We start from the raw sequence: 17,783 nt of genomic DNA on the forward strand, positions 1-17,783 counted from the left end.
CCTGCTGCGATTAGCGTTGTGCCGCCCCTTGCGCCGGGACAAGGCCACTGTGTCGGATGTGCCCTCCAGTCCAGGCGTACATTGGCTGCTGGGTGCCGGCAGAATTTGAATTATTCAGACCGGACTAAGTAGATCTTTCTGATGTACTAGGACAAGATCGTAGCAATGTGACTCTCCTGATTAGCTTGCGTACTCGTCAGTTATACTTTGGTCTTTCTCGAAGAGTGAACATATTGCGCACGAATTCATGTTTAACGACAAAATAAGCGATTACATTGAAGGTGTAGCAGCAAAATATCTAAGTGCTGTAGATGCCGAGGCCACTTCGTCGAATCAGCACGAAATTGGAGGATTAGTTAGAAGCGGTTTTGGCACTCTCTTAGGACAAGGACGAGAAGACTACCGCTATAGAGTCCGCCAGATTTATATCAGTGACGATATGGAGGAGCCCGTCATTTGTGACGGGCATGTCACTTGGTACGACACTCGCCGAGATGATCCGAAGCGTGGCCCGGAATTTCGACTTTACTATTACGATAGCCCGGTGACGGAGTTGATGGGGAGTGGCGACTTCTTTTTGATTGCCAAACTTCGCCAAGAATTGCCAGCGCCGGTCGACCCGTTTGAAGCGGAATCACTCGCTTTTCGTCCTGGTTCTGTCTTGATGGTCTTCGCTCCGGCGGGCAGTAACGCTGAATGCCAACTAAGGACGCTTTTTGGCCTTGATAACGTTCAGCATACCCTGCGGCGAGGTATTCTTGATACTGTCGAGCTTTTGCTTCCGTTGCGTGCGGTTCTTGAAAGCATGGGGATCGCAATCGGGCCAGGTCTATCGCATGAGGAAAACTGGCTGGACAAGTTGCTTCATGCCTTTGGAGGGAAAGAGTTTCCCAAGACGTCGATTTTTTCTGAGTTTGCAAGGAAGAGCTTAGACCCGAGTGTAATCTCATCCAATTCACCTGATATGCTGCTGATGGCGTGTATGGAACGGGAGGAGAGTCTCTTTAAGATTTACGAGCGCCATATTGTGAAAACGCGTCTAGCTGCTGGTTTTGGTGAAGATGTAGAGGGTTTCATTGGGTTTTCCCTGAGCGTCCAGAACAGGCGCAAATCTAGGGCAGGTCATGCCTTCGAAGATCATCTTAATTTTCTTTTTAAAAGATACGGTCTTCAATTTGAGCAGGGGCGCGGGAAAGGGATGGTAACTGAAAACAATTCGAAACCAGACTTTATCTTCCCTTCTTTTAATGCTTATCGAGACGCCAGCTATCCACATGACCGTTTAATAATGTTGGGCGCAAAGACAACATGCAAGGATCGTTGGCGACAGGTTTTGTCGGAGGCGCAGCGGGTACAGTCGAAGCACCTGGTCACGCTAGAGGCTGCGATTAGCAGACTGCAATTGGAAGAAATGCGCGCTAATAAACTGAGGCTCGTTGTGCCAAGCGCGATCCACGCTACATATCCACTCGACCAGAGACATCACTTGATGGATATGCAGGGATTCATTGAGGAGGTCCAGCAACTTCAGCGCACATAATTTCTGATCATGAGGAGGAGGGCGACGTTTGCAAACCATAGCCCTGCAGTCAACTAGGTTGAGCTCTCAGGCTGCGTAGCCAAGCTTCATTAACTTTTGGTGATTCGTGGCGGAGCATGACTTCAACGATGTTTGCGGCCAAGGCGGCTGGTGTATCGGAAAGGACGCCCAGTTGGCAGAATTGGTCGGCAGGCATGGTTCTGAATTTGATACTAGACGCGCCATTAATGGACGTGTGCGCTCCCGATGTTCCGGCACTACCTTTTAGGATTATTGCAGTTTGTGCCGCATCGAGCACTTTCGCAATGAGGCCTGCGCGAGTGCGCATTGCAAGGTCATTTAATAAGTACATTGATCCAACCTCTTTGCTCCAGAAGGGTTTAGCCAAGATGGTGTGGAGGCACGAAATCCCGCTGGTGGCGAGTCGGTCTAGCATGCGTAGTTCGCCGTCGTTGATCCCAAAGCTCAAGCCATTCCGATCGATTGGAAACTTGTGCTTGATCTCAAAAATCCAAATGTCATCACCCGAAACAAAGACACGGTCTAAGTTCCATAGCGAACGAAAATAGGGCTGGATCGCGCAGTTGATTAGCAAGCGAGGTAAGACGATTCTGCTCGCAAGATTCTTTCCGTAATACTCCGATAAAAAGCCCCAGAAAGCCTGCCGCTGGCGGTTCGTATTGCGAACCGAGGTGTTGACCTCGAATGGCGTGTACCTTCCACCGGACAGGTTGCGCATCAGATCGGGTAGCGGACCGTAGTCTGAAACTCTCTGGCCATTACGTACTCGTGCCGCTAAGAAGGTGTCGCCACTGAAGTCGAGAAGATAGGTATCGAATCCCTTTCCGAGACTCTGTAGGTAGCGACCGAGGCCGGGTTCTCTAGTGCGTGCCCAGACAAACGCTACCCACCGTCCCGTTTGGCGTCGTGTGTCCACAATAACTGTCTCTACATCCAACGCCAAGACCTGTGTGTAGTAAGACGGGATATTTGATACGATTTGGTCAAACAGACATTCGACGACAAGGCCCTCTACGAGCTGGTGCTTATCGGCTGCAAGGATGCGCGCTGCAAGGTCGTGTTCAGAAAGATCGAGCTCTGCGAGCGGGCCCCAAGGCGTAATCATTTATTTTGCTAAAGAAGAAGTTGAGCACAGCATAACGCTACCGATCCGGACCGTAAAGCAGTATCGGTATGAGCCCCGGTGCATACCGGGATGCGTGAGGTCCTGCGTCAGATGACGTGTTTCAGGCGCGGCCCTCCTGAGCCTGTTTTTTGAAGCGGTCGAACTCTCTCGGAAGAAGTGATATAAACTGACCCGGGCTGCAGGGCCGGATATCAAGCGTTAGCTCTAGCTGCTGGATTGCCGCCGAAACTGTCGTGTTCCGAGAGATCGTGTTGAGTTACGGACCACCTCGGCTTTCACACGTTTGGGGCTCTGACATGACAACCTCGCTTTCGAGATGTCGGATTTCTGCGCTTGGATGGCCGCTTAAGGGAGATCGTATCCAAGTTGTGATGCGATCCCCAAGCTCTTCTGCATTCCACTTCAGGCGACCTTTTAATGCACATTCCCAAACGCATAGCACTCGCCATCCTTCACGTAAAAGTACATTCGTGTCGCGAAAGTCGCGTTGTTGATTTTGGGAGATTTTTGTTTGCCAAAATTCCCTGCGCGAGGTGGGAAGCTTGAACAAATAACAGTTGTGGCCATGCCAGAAGCAACCGTGAACAAAGATGGCGACACGATACTTCGGCAGGACAATGTCAGGATTGCCCGGCAGTGTTTTGGCATGGAGGCGAAAACGGAGACCTCTTGCAAAGATGAGTTTTCGAAGGATGAGTTCAGGAGACGTGTTCTTGCCCCGAATTGCACGCATGTTCTTACTACGGCTCTCAGGGGTGTGAACATCCACCATTATTACGCTGCAAGCCTAGCATGGCTTCGCGGCCGTAGGGCTTCCAATTGCTTCGCTCGGACTATGCGATCTTTCATCAACTTGGCTACCGCTGCAAAAACTGGAACTACAACAGAGTTACCGAACTGCTTGTAAGCCTGAGTGTCGGATACAGGAATTCGGAAGTTTGATTCGTTGGGACCATCGTAACCCATGAGGCGCGCGCACTCCCGCGGAGTTAGCCTGCGTGGACGATTCTCTATGTTCTTCTTGTGCTCAAAATCGAGCTTGGGATTGAAGCCACGGTCCACAAGAATTTCAGAACCATCTTTATAGTAACGCGCAGAGAGAGTGCGAGTTACGTCATGAGGCTTGACTAGCCCGTAGCCAAAGCCATTGCCTTTAGCCTTATGCTGAATTGAATAGTTATAGAGGTATTGCCACAACTTCGGGGTTAGGATGTAATTTGGTTGAACTTCCTTTTCGAGGATGTCACCCAAGGACGGCTTACGCTTAGGGTACAGCTTCGCAACATCTTTCAGGGTGAAACCATCATGCACATTTAGATCTTTTCGGAACCCGACCAGAACAATACGTTCACGGTGTTGAGGTACGAAGTGTTTGCCATCAATGATCTTGTAATCCTCTTTACCGCTGCTTTCTGCATCAGCCACCCAATAGCCAAGCTCATCTAAAGCGTTCATGATGACTCGGAAGGTGTTGCCGCGGTCGTGGCTCTTCAGATTCTTAACGTTTTCAAGCACGAAAGCGACTGGGCGCTTCGCTGCGATGATCCTTGCCACATCAAAGAAGAGTGTCCCCTGTGTGTCGCATTCAAAACCATGCTTACGACCTAGCGAGTTCTTTTTTGATACGCCCGCAATAGAGAATGGTTGGCATGGAAAGCCGGCTAGCAATACATCGTGATCGGGCACGTTTGCATCGATAAAGCGATAGGCCTCATCTTCAGAAACATGTGGCTTGTCGCTCAGTGTCACTTCGCGGATGTCTGAATTAAATTTGTGATTCGTAGGATCACTATAGTGATTCGCTTTATAGGTGCGGACAGCAAAAGGATTCCATTCACTTGTGAACACACAGCGTCCACCTGCCTCTTCAAAGCCTCGCCGGATGCCTCCGATGCCAGCAAAGAGATCAATGAAATCGAAGTCGTGTCTTGCTCTGCGAGGGGCCTGAGGCAGCAGCTTCTGAAGATGTCTATATTCTGCATCACTAAAATGCAACTCGCCTTTCCCCTGTTCATATCTCTTGAGAGACTCACGTGTCCATGATCCAAGAGAGATCTGGTTCAGATGCTCAGCAATGTACTTATGCTCATAACTTTCGAGCGCCTGCTGTAGCAGAGCAAGCTCATCACTAGTGGAAATCATTTGTTCTCTTCTCTGGGAAAACGATAATAAATGCTCGGCACCTAGATCTATTGCCATCCAAAGCTAACGTTCAGATTGGTAGCCATATGTCAACCTAGTGCCAAATGTGTGTCATTATACTGTATGTTAAACCAGTGCTAGGTCTTGTGTTGTCTGCCTAGGTGCTGACTCGCGTGCCCCTAGGACGAGTTCGAACGCATTGCTGTAGCGTTCGGAGTACCTAAGCGAGAACCTAATAAAAGTACAAGTCAATGGTAACTCCAATGCTATTCGCTCAGTTGCATCAGATGACGGCCTACTGCCAAGGCCATAGCGGGAGGGACAGCATTACCGACTTGACGCGCCCGGGATGCTAAATTCCCGGAAAGTTGATAATTAATTGGGAATGTCTGAATTAAGGCTGCTTCGCGGACACTTAGCGCGCGATCTTGCTCAGGATGCCCGAAGCGTCCGTTGGAGTAACTGATGCACCTAGTCGTTAATCCAGAAGCCATTTTATCCCAAGCAAGTCGTCCGTACACATCAGAGTGGCCTGTGTGTGACTGGTGACAATCAAGCCTCAGTTCTTCCGGCCATGCCTCTCGTCCTCCGCCCTCTGGTGTATGGGCAATACGCCGCAAATTAAGTTCCGATAGCTCGGCCGCTTGGTGATGTGGATCGCTCGGATCAGTGCACCCAGCAGGCAGGCGTGGAAGATGTCCGATAGCATCTCGTACAGTTGTGTAAGGTTTTTTTTCTGGGCCATGCGACGCCTCGGGCAGTGTGATATCTCCACCTCTGCGAGCTAATAAAACTAGCCGTTTTCTTGTTTGAGGAACTCCAAATGACATAGCGGGTATGACATCCGATGCGTACGAGTACCCCAGATCCTTGAGTAATCGATTGAATTTATGGAACGGCCCACTTTTACCTTTAACCTTTTGAATGCCGGGTACGTTTTCAATGAACACGTATTCCGGCAGCCAATACGCTACAAACCTAGAGAATTCACTCAGAAGATCTCTACGAGGATCTTTTGTATTCTGATTACGATTTTGCGTCGAGAAGGGCTGGCAAGGTGCGCAGCCGCAAAATAACAGCGGTGTTTTTCGTTTTTTCCCAATGATTGGACGCAAGATTTCAACATCCATGTCCCTGATGTCGCCTAGCAAAAACTTTGCTTTGGGGAAATTTGCACGGAAAGACTCCGAAGAGTCTGGGTCAATATCTAAACCCATGGCAATATCCATACCTGCTTGGCTAAAGCCAGAGCTTGTTCCACCACATCCCGAGAAAAAATCAAAAACCTTAATCACTTGTCACTCTACTACTGTAAGAAACCATATAACACATCTCGCAAATCTGCGAGATCCCGGTCATTGTCATCAATCATTGAAAGCAAACGTTTTTGAGTGTGTAAGATGGCGTCAGCGCCGACTTCCTCGAAGTCGGCTAATCCTAACTCCTTTCGGGTAAGTTTAGAAAACTTTTCCTTGTAATTTTTGCCATCAACACCCTGCTTTGCTGCGTCTGGTGCCTTATCCCATACGAATTGTTCTGGGGTCGTTCCTGGCATAAATCCCACTCGTGACTTGGCCCAACCGATGAATCGACGTTGCGCATCGATGCGTTGCTGGGCGTTCCCATTTCCCGCTGTCCCATCCACTGGGAAATTAACGTTTACCCCAGTCGCTCTCAGGATGATGTCAGCTAAATTATTGTCGTCAGCCTGCGCAATTTCGTCTGGATTTGGAAACTGATCCTCATCCTTCGGTTTTTGGTCGCCATCAAGGAAAACTACAATATTGTCTCTGTTTTCGGCCGCAAATATAGGGATATAGAACGACCATAGCGTCTTGCAGCCGCCCGGATAAAACGTAATGTCGAAGAGCCCAAACGTCGCGCGACCGAGGGTCCTTAGGCTCTTTTCTACAATTGCCTTTGCAAGGCGATCTTCGACGACTACTCTTGTCTTGTCACCCACAGGTTCGCCAAGGTGAAAGAAGGCTTCTTCTGGGAGCGCTTCTTGCCTAATTACACCGATTTGCCCGGTAGCTGAATCCATCGCTAAAACTTTAATGGCTTGTGGTGGTAGCGATCGCAGCAGGGCCGGTGAATGAGTGGAAATTACAATTTGATGCTTATGATTTTTTGCTTGCTCCCCAAGAAACGTCATTAAACGCTCTTGCGCTCCGGGGTGCAAAGATACCTCTGGCTCATCTAGTAGAATGAGTGAGCATGGCTCACATTTCATTACGGTAGAGACCAGCTTCACAATTGAAAACTCTCCACTCCCCGCAAAAGCTTCTGTGTAGCTAAAGTCAGCTGTTCGCATACGTGCAGTATATCCATCTGCATTATAGAAACGGTGGCGAATTAACCGAATTTCACTGTATTCTCGGCCGAGAATACTTGAAACAGCTTCTAATTCATTTTTGTTTAGGAGTTTATTTTCGCCGTTGACGATACGTTCATTTTTTCGATAAGAAAAGGTGGTGAGGCCGTCATCTGCGGCACGTTTCAGATGCGGTGCACGTGTGCGAATAAAGTCTTTCTTACCTTTTTGTGAGGCATTTTTGTCTTTTAGTTCACCATAATAAAAAAATTTATCGAACGCGCTTAGAGAGGCGCGAAAATCGACATATGTCATGGCTTTTTTTATAGGATTCCAGCGAGTTTTCCCTGCCCCGGGTTGCCGTTCGCCTGCGCGTGGCACCATCTCCATGCCATATTTTGCATAAGGTCGTGAGGGTTCCCAATAATCTGGATCGTTATCTTTTTTGATCCGGATCTTTAATACTTCTGTAACACGTTTAGCTTCTTGATTGAAATGCCCATAAATGAAGCAATTTCGTTCTCCATCTCCCTCTTCAATAGGGTCAATAGATGTAGAAAACCATAACATCCCCAAGTTCGAATAATCGGGAACACCATATAACGCCCGCAAAATTGAGCTCTTGTTTGTGCCGTTGGCCCCTACCAGAACAGTAATCGGATGCTTGAAATCGATTCGAGTATTTGGCTGAAGGTTCTTATATTTTGGAAAGCGGATATGCGTAATGAACGGCTCAAATTGATTGGCCTCATGCATTCTGATAAGCTGGGCTTGTAGGGATGGCATCATTTTTCCTAATGTCAGATTTCTACACTATCGCACTAATAGATGAATATTGGAAACACAATATGAGTGCAAATAGGTTTAATGATGTTTTTATGCTCGCAACCAATGCGCTGCCACCTTATCCATCGACGCTAGGTCAAAGGGATCCCCACTAAAAGAAATGGGCCCACAAGGGCCCATTCATCTTGCAGGGTTTAAAGAGAGTTGCCTTAAACGTCGATATTCCCCGCACGCAGCGCATTGGTCTCAATGAACGCCCGGCGCGGCTCCACATCATCCCCCATCAGCGTGGTGAAGATCTGGTCGGCGGCAATCGCGTCTTCGATCTGCACTTTCAGCAGGCGGCGCACGGTCGGGTCCATGGTGGTTTCCCACAGCTGTTCCGGGTTCATCTCGCCCAGACCTTTGTAGCGCTGTTTCGAGACCACGCGTTCCGATTCGTCGCGCAGCCATTGCATCGCCTGGTGGAAGTCGGTCACGGCCGATTCCTTGGTGCGCTCGCCTTCGCCGCGGCGGACGTAGGCGCCCGGGCCGATCAGGCCGGTGAAGGTGGTGGCGGCTTCGGCCAGCACGCGGTAGTCGGCGCTTTCCACGAAGTCGGCGTCGATCGAGCTGACTTTGACGTTACCGTGGTGCATGCGCGCGATGTGCAGCTGGTGTTTCTCGTTCAGCTCGTCCGAACGCACCGTCACTTTGACGGCGATGTCGTTGATGTTGGCTTCCAGCGCGCGCGCCGAGGCTTCGGTGGCTTCCTGCGTGCTCAGGTCCAGCGTCACGCCGGTCATGATGGCGGTCAGCGCGGCGCGGTCGATCACGCGCGTCAGGCGGGTCATGATGACGTTGGCCAGGTTGAACTGGCGCACCAGCTCGCCCAGCGCCTCGCCCTGGATCGGGTCGGCGCCTTCGCGCGGGGTCAGCACGGCGGTGTTCAGCGCCACGTTCATCATGTAGCCGGCTTCCTCGGCGTCGTCCTTCAGGTAGCGCTCGTCGCGGCCGGCCTTCACTTTGTACAGCGGCGGCTGGGCGATGTAGACGTGACCGCGTTCCACCAGTTCCGGCATCTGGCGGTAGAACAGGGTCAGCAGCAGGGTGCGGATGTGGGCGCCGTCGACGTCCGCGTCGGTCATGATGATGATGCGGTGGTAGCGCAGCTTCTCGACGTTGAACTCGTCCGGGCCGATGGAGGTGCCCAGCGTGGCGATCAGGGTGGTGATCTGTTCCGACGACAGCATTTTTTCGAAGCGCGCCTTTTCCACGTTCAGCACCTTGCCGCGCAGCGGCAGGATGGCCTGGAATTTGCGGTCGCGGCCTTGCTTGGCCGAGCCGCCCGCGGAGTCACCCTCGACGATGTACAGTTCGCACAGCGCCGGGTCGCGTTCCTGGCAGTCGGCCAGCTTGGACGACAGGCCCAGGCCGTCCATCACGCCTTTGCGGCGGGTCAGGTCGCGTGCCTTGCGGGCCGCTTCGCGCGCGCGCGCCGCTTCCACGATTTTGCCGCAGATGATTTTGGCGTCGTTCGGTTTTTCCTGCAGGTAGTCGGCCAGGGTCTTGGCGACGATCTCTTCGACCGGGCCGCGCACTTCGGACGACACCAGCTTGTCCTTGGTCTGCGAGGAGAATTTCGGCTCGGGCACTTTCACCGACAGCACGCAGGTCAGGCCTTCGCGCATGTCGTCGCCGGAGACTTCGACCTTGGCTTTCTTGGCGAAGTCGTTCTCTTCGATGTATTTGTTGATGACGCGGGTCATGGCCGCGCGCAGGCCGGTCAGGTGGGTGCCGCCGTCGCGCTGCGGGATGTTGTTGGTGAAGCACAGCACCTGTTCGTTGTAGGCGTCGTTCCATTGCATGGAGACGTCCACGGTGATGGTGGTGTTCTGGTCCGACTGGCGCTCGCCGGTGGCCTGGAACACGGTCGGGTGCAGCACGGTCTTGGCTTTGTTGATGTATTCGACGAAGCCACGGGTGCCGCCCTCGAACGCGAAGATTTCTTCCTTGCCGGTGCGCTGGTCGGTCAGCTTGATGTTGACGCCGTTGTTCAGGAAGGACAGTTCGCGGATGCGCTTGGCCAGGATCTCGTAGTGGAATTCGACGGTGGTGAAGATTTCTTCGTCGGCCCAGAAGTGGACGTCGGTGCCGCGCTTGTCGGTTTCGCCGATGACCTTGATGGGCGAGACGGCCACGCCGTCGCGCATTTCAATTTCACGGTTCTGCGCCACGCCGCGCACGAATTCCATCTGGTGCACTTTGCCGTCGCGGCGGATGGTCACGCGCAGCAGCTTGGACAGCGCGTTCACGCACGACACGCCCACGCCGTGCAGGCCGCCCGAGACCTTGTAGGCGTTCTGGTCGAACTTGCCGCCGGCGTGCAGTTCGGTCAGCACGATTTCGGCCGCCGAGCGTTTCGGCTCGTGCTTGTCGTCCATCTTCAGGCCGACCGGGATGCCGCGGCCGTTGTCGGTGATCGAGATCGAGTTGTCCGAGTGGATGGTGACGTGGATTTCCGAGCAGTGGCCGGCCAGCGCTTCGTCGATCGAGTTGTCCAGCACTTCAAACACCAGGTGGTGCAGGCCGGTGCCGTCCGAGGTGTCGCCGATGTACATGCCAGGGCGCTTGCGGACGGCTTCCAGACCTTCGAGGATCTGGATCGAGGCGGCGCCGTATTCTTCGTTCTTTGGTACTGGTGCTGCGTTCTCTTCGGACATGTGCTGCTTTCTCTAAAATCGATTACGTAAAGGCTCGGGGCTGCTTAAATGCGCATCGGCATGACGACGTATTTGAAATCGGTGTTGTCGGGGATGGAGATCAGCGCCGACGAGTTGGAGTCGCCCAGCGCGACGTTGACCTGGTCGCATTTCAGGTTGTTCAGCACGTCCAGCAGGTAGGTGACGTTGAAGCCGATGTCGACGCTGTCGCCGCCGTAGTCGATTTCCAGTTCCTCCACCGCCTCTTCCTGGTCGGCGTTGGTGGAGCTGATTTTCATGCTGCCCGGGGTGATGATGCAGCGCACGCCCTTGAATTTGTCGCTGGTCATGATGGCCGCGCGTTGCAGCGAACGCAGCAGCTCATCGCGGCCGATGGTGAATTCGTTCTTGTAGCCCTTCGGGATCACGCGGGTGTAGTCCGGGAACTTGCCCTCCACCAGTTTCGAGATCAGCTCGATGTCGGCGAAGGTCAGCTTGACCTGGTTGGCGGCGATGTCCAGTTGCACGGTCTCGTCGTTCTCTTCCAGCAGGCGTTGCAGTTCGATGATGGTCTTGCGCGGGATGATGACTTCCTGGCGCGCGAACGACTGCTCCGTCTCCACCTGGCAGAACGCCAGGCGGTGGCCGTCGGTGGCCACGGCGATCACGTTGTTGCCGTCCAGGACAAGCAGCAGGCCGTTCAGGTAGTAGCGGATGTCCTGCTGGGCCATCGAGAAGTGCACCATGTTGAACAGGTGCTTGAGGGTTTTCTGCGGCAGGGTGACCGAGGCGCTGTAGCTGTCGGCCTGCTGCACGGTCGGGAATTCCTCGGCCGCCAGGGTTTGCAGCGCGAAGCGCGATTTACCCGATTGCACCGCCAGCCGCTTGTTTTGCAGGGTGATCGAGACGTCGCCCGATTCCGGCAGCGCGCGCAGGATGTCCAGCAGCTTGCGCGCGGCCACGGTGGTGCCGGTCACTTCCGGGCCGGAGCCGATCTCGGCGTTGGTGGTGATCTGGACTTCCGTGTCGGTCGACAGGAAGGATACGCTCTCGCCCTCTTTGCGGATGAGGATATTGGCCAGAATCGGCATAGTGTGCCGACGCTCGACAATACCGCTCACAATTTGCAGTGGCCGGAGTAGCGTATCTCGGGTTGTTTTGACCAATTGCATAGAATATCCTCAGTAAAATTTAACGATGTGTCAGTACTTTTTGCCTTGTGAGCAGCCGGACAGGTTTGCCTGAATCATAATGGCAAACCCTGTCTCAGGCTAGCCCTTGAGCGTTTGTTCCAGCACGTGCAATTCGTGGTTGCATTCCGGGTTTTTGGTGCGGTCCAGGGCGATCTTGCGCACCGCGTGCAGCACCGTGGTGTGGTCGCGCCCGCCGAACAGCTCTCCGATCTCCGGCAGCGACTTTTGCGTCAGCTCCTTGGCCAGGTACATGGCGATTTGCCGCGGGCGGGCGATGTTGGCCGGCCGCCGCTTGGAGTACATGTCCGCCACCTTGATGTTGAAGAAGTCGGCCACGGTCTTCTGGATGTTCTCCACGCTGATCTGGCGGTTTTGCACCGACAGCAAGTCCTTCAGCGCTTCCTTCACGATGTCGATCGTGATGTCCTTGCCGTGGAAGCGCGAGTAGGCCAGGATCTTGCGCAGCGCGCCTTCCAGCTCGCGCACGTTGGAGCGCAGGTGCTTGGCCACGAAGAAGGCGACGTCGTCCGAGAAGGTCACGCCTTCCTGCTTGGCTTTCTTGAGCAGAATCGCCACCCGCATTTCCAGCTCCGGCGGCTCGATGGCCACCGTCAGGCCGGAGTCGAAGCGCGAGATCAGGCGGTCGTCCATGCCGGTGATTTCCTTCGGATAGGTATCCGAGGTGATGATGATCTGCTTCTTGGCCGCGATCAGCGCCTCGAACGCGTAGAAGAATTCTTCCTGCGTGCGGCTTTTGCCGCCGAAGAATTGAATATCGTCGATCAGCAGCATGTCCAGCGAGTGGTAGTAATGCTTGAAGTCGTCGAAGCCCTTGCGCTGGTAGGCGGTCACCACGTCGCGCACGTACTGCTCGGCGTGGATGTAGCGGATCTTGGCGCCCGGCTGGTCGGCCATCACCTGGTTGCCGATGGCGTGGATCAAGTGGGTCTTGCCGAGGCCGACGCCGCCGTAGAAGAACAGCGGGTTGTACGACACGCCCGGGTTGTTGGCCACCTGGATCGCGGCGGCGCGCGCCAGCTGGTTGGCCTTACCGGTGACGAAGCTGTCGAAGGTCAGGTCGGTGTTGATGCGGCTTTGCTCGCGCCGCGGCGGGGCCGAGGCCGGCAGTTCCGGCACCGACGGCACCGGGTCGGCCATGGCCATGCGGGCGTTGTTGCTGGGGGCGCCGCCATTGTGGTCCGGCACCGGCGCGGTGGTCGCGGCCTTTTTCGGCGCCGACAGGCGCGGGTCGAGCACGAACTGCACCTCGGTCGGCTGCTCCCAGTACTGGCAGGCCAGCGCCGTGATGCGGCTGGCGAACTGGGTCTTCACCCAATCCAGCTTGAAGCGGTTGGGCGCGGCCACGCGCAGCTTGCCCGCCTCGTAATCGAGGGGGATAAGCGGCTTGATCCAGGCGCTGAATTGTTGCGGCGTCAGCTCCAGCTCCAGCTGGGCGGAGCAGGTCTGCCAGAAATTTTCCATGAATCGACTATCTGTGTTCTTACTGTATAAGGGTGTGGGCAACTTTGAAGTTTTTCACACGTAACGCGCTATTCTACTCTCGCTCGCTACAGTTATCCACAGGCACAACAGTATTTTTTCGCGCCCGGCGGCCGCCCGGGGCGCCTGGGCGGGGCAGCCAGTTGTTGACAAGCGGGGCCGAAATGCTGATAATTCAGGGTTCCCCGCCCGTATTCCTTGTTTCTTCACATGGATATCAATATGGAGTAGCGAGGATTTAGCGGGCGATGAGATGGACCCAGCTTGTGCCGGATAGCGTTGGCATGGGTGCGCGAAGTGTCATTGGCACCAAAAACTGACGGGCCGTCTGACCCGATTTTGCATTTTTTTCTGCTTTAAGCGAGACCAACATGAAACGTACTTACCAACCTTCCGTTGTACGCCGTAAGCGTACCCACGGCTTCCGTGCACGTATGGCTACCCGTGGTGGCCGTCAAGTGCTGAACGCACGCCGCGCCAAAGGCCGCAAGCGTCTGGCTGTATAAGCTAGCCGCTTGTTAGCTGATCGCGTGGACAGCTGCATCAACAGCGGCTCGACAGGCGAAGGTTCACACGACTTCGCGCGCGCTCGGCGTATCGTTAAAACGGATGAATTTTCATCCGTTTTTCGTTTGCGCCCCAGCCAAAAAAGCGCGCACTTCGTGCTGTACACCCGTCTGAACCAACTGCCGCATGCGCGGCTGGGCGTCGTGGTGGCCAAGCGCTTTGCGCCGCGCGCCGTCACCCGCAACACGATCAAGCGCGTCACCCGCGAACTGTTCCGCGTCACCGGCCTGCCCGCCATCGATTGCGTGGTGCGCCTGGCCAAGCCGGTCAACAGCAAGGATGGACCTGCCACCACCGCAAAGCTGAAAGCGGCCTTGCGGGTGGAATTGGCACGCCTGTTCGCGGCGCAAGCCAAATTGTCCGGCAAGCCGGCCTTGCCTCCTTCGCCGCCGCCTCCATCTGGGTCGCCATGAAAACCGTGCTCCGCTTCCTGCTGCGCTTTTATCAACTGGCCATCAGCCCGATGATGACGCCGAGCTGCCGCTTTCATCCCAGCTGCTCGAACTATGCGCTGGAAGCGCTGCAAGTGCATGGCGCCGCGCGCGGCAGCCTGCTGGCGGTCAAGCGCGTGTGCCGCTGCCATCCGTGGAACCCGGGCGGGCATGACCCCGTGCCCCCGGCCGGCAAATCGAATTCCTCTACGACCGCTTGCGGTTGCAACCACTCCTGATTGAAATAATGGATATCAATAAACGTACCATCTTGTGGATCGTGTTTGCGGTGTCGCTGTTTGTTCTGTGGAACAACTGGCAGATCTCCAACGGCCATCCATCGATGTTTGCGCCGCCGCCGGCGCAGACGGCCAAGGCGCCCGAGGCGAAGAAATCCGACGTGCCGGCCGCCGCCGTTGCTGCTGGCGCCGCCGCCGTGCCGGGAGCTGGTGCCGCCGCGGCCGACGCCGTGCCGTTCAAGGCCGAGCGCATCACCATCACCACCGACGTGGTGCGGGCCGATATCGACACCCAGGGTGGCGTGATCCGCCGTTTGGAACTGTTGAAGTACAAGGAAAACAGCCATCCGGGCTGGTTCGGCGGCTGCTTCGGCCTGTTCGACTGGTGCAAGCCGGGCGACACCGCCAAGAACGTGGTGCTGTTCGACGTCGACGCCGGCACCGGCAAGACCTATCTGGGTCGCACCGGCCTGATCGGCGCGCCCGGCCTGCCTAACCACACCAGCGGCTTCGTGGCCAAGCCCGGCCCGCGCATGCTGAACGACGCCAACCAGGTGCAACTGGTGCTGGAATCGGAAGCCGGCGGCGTCAAGCTGACCAAGACCTTCACCTTCAAGCGTGGCGACTACGTGGTCGACGTGCGTCACGACGTGACCAACACCGGCGCCGCGCCGGTGTCGCCGACCCTGTACCTGCAACTGGCGCACGACGGCAACAAGCCGGCCGGCGATTCCTTCTTCAACAGCAGCTACACCGGTCCTACCCTGTACACCGATGAAAAGCGCTACGAGAAGCTGAAGTTCGAAACGCTGGAAAAAGAGGCGCAGGAAGCCGCCAAGACCGGCAAGCCGATGCTGCAAGACCACGCCACCAAGGCCGACAACGGCTGGATCGCGATTTCGCAGCACTTCTTCGTCTCGGCCTTCATTCCGCAGCCTAAGCTGATGCATGACATCGTCACCGAGAAGATCGACACCAACGTCTACGGCATCAGCGTCAAGCAGCCGCTGGGCGCGATCGCGCCGGGCGCGACCGTGTCGAACGACGCCAAGCTGTTCTCGGGTCCGCAGGAAGCGCAGCTGCTGGAGAAAGTCTCGCCGGGCCTGGAGCTGGTGCGCGACTACGGCTGGCTGGCCATGATCGCCAAGCCGATGTTCTGGGTGATCGAGCACATCCACGCGGTGCTGGGCAACTGGGGCTGGACCATCATTGCCTTCACCATCCTGATCAAGCTGCTGTTCTTCCCGCTGTCGGCCGCCGGCTACCGCAGCATGGCCAAGGTCAAGCTGGTGACGCCGAAGATGCAAGCCATCCGCGAGCGCTACAAGGGCGATCCGGCCAAGATGAACCAGGCCACCATGGAGCTGTACAAGGCCGAGAAGATCAACCCGCTGGGCGGCTGCCTGCCGATCCTGGTGCAGATGCCGGTGTTCATCGCGCTGTACTACGTGCTGCAATCGGCGGTGGAAATCCGCGGCGCGCCGTGGGTGGGCTGGATCACCGACCTGGCGCAGCATGATCCGTACGCGATCCTGCCGGTGCTGTACGCGATCTCGATGTACATCACCACCAAGCTGAACCCGGCGCCGGCCGATCCGATGCAGGCCAAGATGATGCTGTTCATGCCGCTGGCGTTCTCGGTGATGTTCTTCTTCTTCCCGTCCGGCCTGGTGCTGTACTGGGTGGTGAACAACGTGCTGTCGATTGGCCAGCAGTACGTGATCTCGAAGAAGTTCGGCGTGGCAGAGCCCGCCAAAGCCTAAGCGCAGCTTGAAGCTGTTGCTTAAAAGCCCGTGTTGATCGCGGGCTTTTTTTATACCTTACAATTCGTTTATGAACATCGACTCTTCCCCCATCGCCGCCATCGCGACCGCACCGGGACGCGGCGGCATCGGCGTCGTGCGCGCCTCCGGCAAAAACCTGAAACCGCTGATCGGCGCGCTGTTTGGCGACACCGCCTTGCAGCCGCGCCACGCCACCTACATCCCGTTCACGCAGGCGGACGGCGGCGTGATCGACCAGGGCATCGCCATCTGGTTCAAGGGACCGCACTCGTACACCGGGGAAGACGTGCTGGAACTGCAAGGCCACGGCGGGCCCATCGTGCTGCAAATGCTGCTGGCGCGCGTGCTGGAAGCGGGCGCGGCGCTGGGCTTGCGGCTGGCCGAGCCGGGCGAATTCACGCGCCGCGCCTACCTCAACGACAAGCTGGACCTGGCGCAGGCCGAGGCGGTGGCCGACCTGATCGACGCCTCCACCGAAGCGGCGGCCAAGTCGGCCTCGCAATCACTGTCGGGCGCGTTCTCGAAAACCGTGAACACGCTGGTGGGCAATGTGACCAACCTGCGCATGCTGGTGGAAGCCACGCTGGACTTCCCGGAAGAAGAAATCGACTTCCTGGAAAAGTCCGACGCGCGCGGCCAACTGAAAGGCATCGTCGACGCGTTGGAGCAAGTCTTCAAACAGGCGGCGCAGGGCGCCCTGCTGCGCGAAGGCTTGAACGTGGTGCTGGTGGGGCAGCCGAACGTGGGCAAATCCTCGCTGCTGAATGCGCTGGCGGGGAATGACGTCGCCATCGTCACGCCGATCGCCGGCACCACGCGCGACAAAGTGACCGAGACCATCCAGATCGAAGGCATCCCGCTCAACATCATCGACACCGCCGGCATCCGCGCGCCGGAAGAGGCGACCGACGTGGTGGAGCGCATCGGCATCGAGCGCACCTGGAACGAGGTGGGCAAGGCGGATGTGATCCTGCACCTGCTGGATGCCGACCACGGGCCGTCGCGCTCGGACGAAAGCATCACCGAAGCCTTCCCGCAAGGCGTGCCGGTGCTGCGCATCTGGAACAAGATCGACCTGTCGGGCCACAAGCCGGCGGTGGACGTGATGGACGACGCGACGCACATCTACTTGTCGGCACACGAGCACATCGGCATCGACCTGCTGCGCCAGGAACTGCTGCGCATCGCTGGCTGGCAGCAGACTGGCGAATCGCTGTACCTGGCGCGCGAACGCCACCTGATCGCGCTGAAAAACGCCGGCGCCCACCTGGCGCGCGCTGGCGAACACGCCGCGCAAAACGATCAGTCGCTTGATTTGTTCGCCGAAGAACTGCGGCTGGCGCAAGTGCAGCTATCGAGCATCACCGGCGCCTTCTCCTCCGACGACCTGCTGGGCGTCATCTTCAGCCGCTTCTGCATCGGCAAATAAAACCCGGGGTCAGTTCTTGCAATCCAACAC

General features: G+C 56.1%; 14 protein-coding genes. 6 read left to right on the forward strand and 8 right to left on the reverse strand.

Going from position 1 to position 17,783, the window contains the following annotated elements:
• Positions 1-247 precede the first annotated feature (247 nt).
• On the forward strand, positions 248-1,540 hold the full coding sequence (locus GM676_RS28025) for a type II restriction endonuclease (RefSeq protein ID WP_155467563.1): 1,293 nt from the start codon (positions 248-250) through the stop codon (positions 1,538-1,540).
• A 49-nt stretch (positions 1,541-1,589) separates the two neighbouring features.
• Here the strand turns inward: GM676_RS28025 and GM676_RS28030 are convergent, their stop codons facing one another.
• The 8 genes from GM676_RS28030 to dnaA all read right to left on the reverse strand — a co-directional run bounded on the left by GM676_RS28030 (position 1,590) and on the right by dnaA (position 13,285).
• Entirely contained in the window at positions 1,590-2,666 is a 1,077-nt protein-coding gene (locus GM676_RS28030) for a hypothetical protein (protein WP_155467564.1), read from the reverse strand.
• Between the two features lie 277 nt (positions 2,667-2,943).
• Positions 2,944-3,459 (reverse strand): very short patch repair endonuclease, encoded by a 516-nt coding sequence (locus tag GM676_RS28035; RefSeq protein ID WP_155467565.1) that lies wholly within the window; start codon positions 3,457-3,459, stop codon positions 2,944-2,946.
• 2 nt (positions 3,460-3,461) lie between these two features.
• Positions 3,462-4,829: a DNA (cytosine-5-)-methyltransferase gene (gene dcm / locus GM676_RS28040; protein WP_155467567.1), complete on the reverse strand. Its 1,368-nt coding sequence runs from the start codon at positions 4,827-4,829 to the stop codon at positions 3,462-3,464.
• A gap of 266 nt (positions 4,830-5,095) precedes the next feature.
• Entirely contained in the window at positions 5,096-6,124 is a 1,029-nt protein-coding gene (locus tag GM676_RS28045; RefSeq protein WP_211923306.1) for a DNA cytosine methyltransferase, read from the reverse strand.
• Between the two features lie 11 nt (positions 6,125-6,135).
• Positions 6,136-7,932 carry an ATP-dependent nuclease gene (locus GM676_RS28050; protein ID WP_155467569.1) on the reverse strand — a complete coding sequence of 599 codons (1,797 nt, stop codon included), beginning with the start codon at positions 7,930-7,932 and terminating at the stop codon, positions 6,136-6,138.
• Between the two features lie 206 nt (positions 7,933-8,138).
• Complete coding sequence (gene gyrB / locus GM676_RS28055; RefSeq protein WP_155467571.1) at positions 8,139-10,631, reverse strand: DNA topoisomerase (ATP-hydrolyzing) subunit B; 2,493 nt, start codon at positions 10,629-10,631, stop codon at positions 8,139-8,141.
• A gap of 44 nt (positions 10,632-10,675) precedes the next feature.
• Positions 10,676-11,782, reverse strand: a complete 1,107-nt coding sequence (gene dnaN / locus GM676_RS28060; RefSeq protein ID WP_155467573.1) for a DNA polymerase III subunit beta — start codon at positions 11,780-11,782, stop codon at positions 10,676-10,678.
• A gap of 99 nt (positions 11,783-11,881) precedes the next feature.
• Positions 11,882-13,285: a chromosomal replication initiator protein DnaA gene (gene dnaA / locus GM676_RS28065; RefSeq protein WP_155467574.1), complete on the reverse strand. Its 1,404-nt coding sequence runs from the start codon at positions 13,283-13,285 to the stop codon at positions 11,882-11,884.
• Positions 13,286-13,674: 389 nt separating this feature from the next.
• Here dnaA and rpmH point away from each other — a divergent pair, with 389 nt between their 5' ends.
• From rpmH to mnmE, 5 genes are all read left to right on the forward strand, one after another.
• Complete coding sequence (gene rpmH / locus GM676_RS28070; protein WP_040378179.1) at positions 13,675-13,809, forward strand: 50S ribosomal protein L34; 135 nt, start codon at positions 13,675-13,677, stop codon at positions 13,807-13,809.
• A 36-nt stretch (positions 13,810-13,845) separates the two neighbouring features.
• Positions 13,846-14,283, forward strand: coding sequence for a ribonuclease P protein component (gene rnpA / locus GM676_RS28075; protein ID WP_371866397.1), 438 nt, complete (start codon positions 13,846-13,848; stop codon positions 14,281-14,283).
• Positions 14,280-14,540, forward strand: coding sequence for a membrane protein insertion efficiency factor YidD (gene yidD, locus GM676_RS28080; protein ID WP_155467576.1), 261 nt, complete (start codon positions 14,280-14,282; stop codon positions 14,538-14,540). Before rnpA ends, yidD begins: the two co-directional genes overlap by 4 nt.
• Before the next feature lie 8 nt (positions 14,541-14,548).
• Entirely contained in the window at positions 14,549-16,303 is a 1,755-nt protein-coding gene (gene yidC / locus GM676_RS28085; RefSeq protein ID WP_155467577.1) for a membrane protein insertase YidC, read from the forward strand.
• Between the two features lie 70 nt (positions 16,304-16,373).
• On the forward strand, positions 16,374-17,753 hold the full coding sequence (gene mnmE / locus GM676_RS28090) for a tRNA uridine-5-carboxymethylaminomethyl(34) synthesis GTPase MnmE (RefSeq protein ID WP_155467578.1): 1,380 nt from the start codon (positions 16,374-16,376) through the stop codon (positions 17,751-17,753).
• Positions 17,754-17,783 lie beyond the last annotated feature (30 nt).

This window comes from Duganella radicis, assembly GCF_009720825.1.
GTDB classification, from domain to species: Bacteria; Pseudomonadota; Gammaproteobacteria; order Burkholderiales; family Burkholderiaceae_D; genus Rugamonas; species Rugamonas radicis.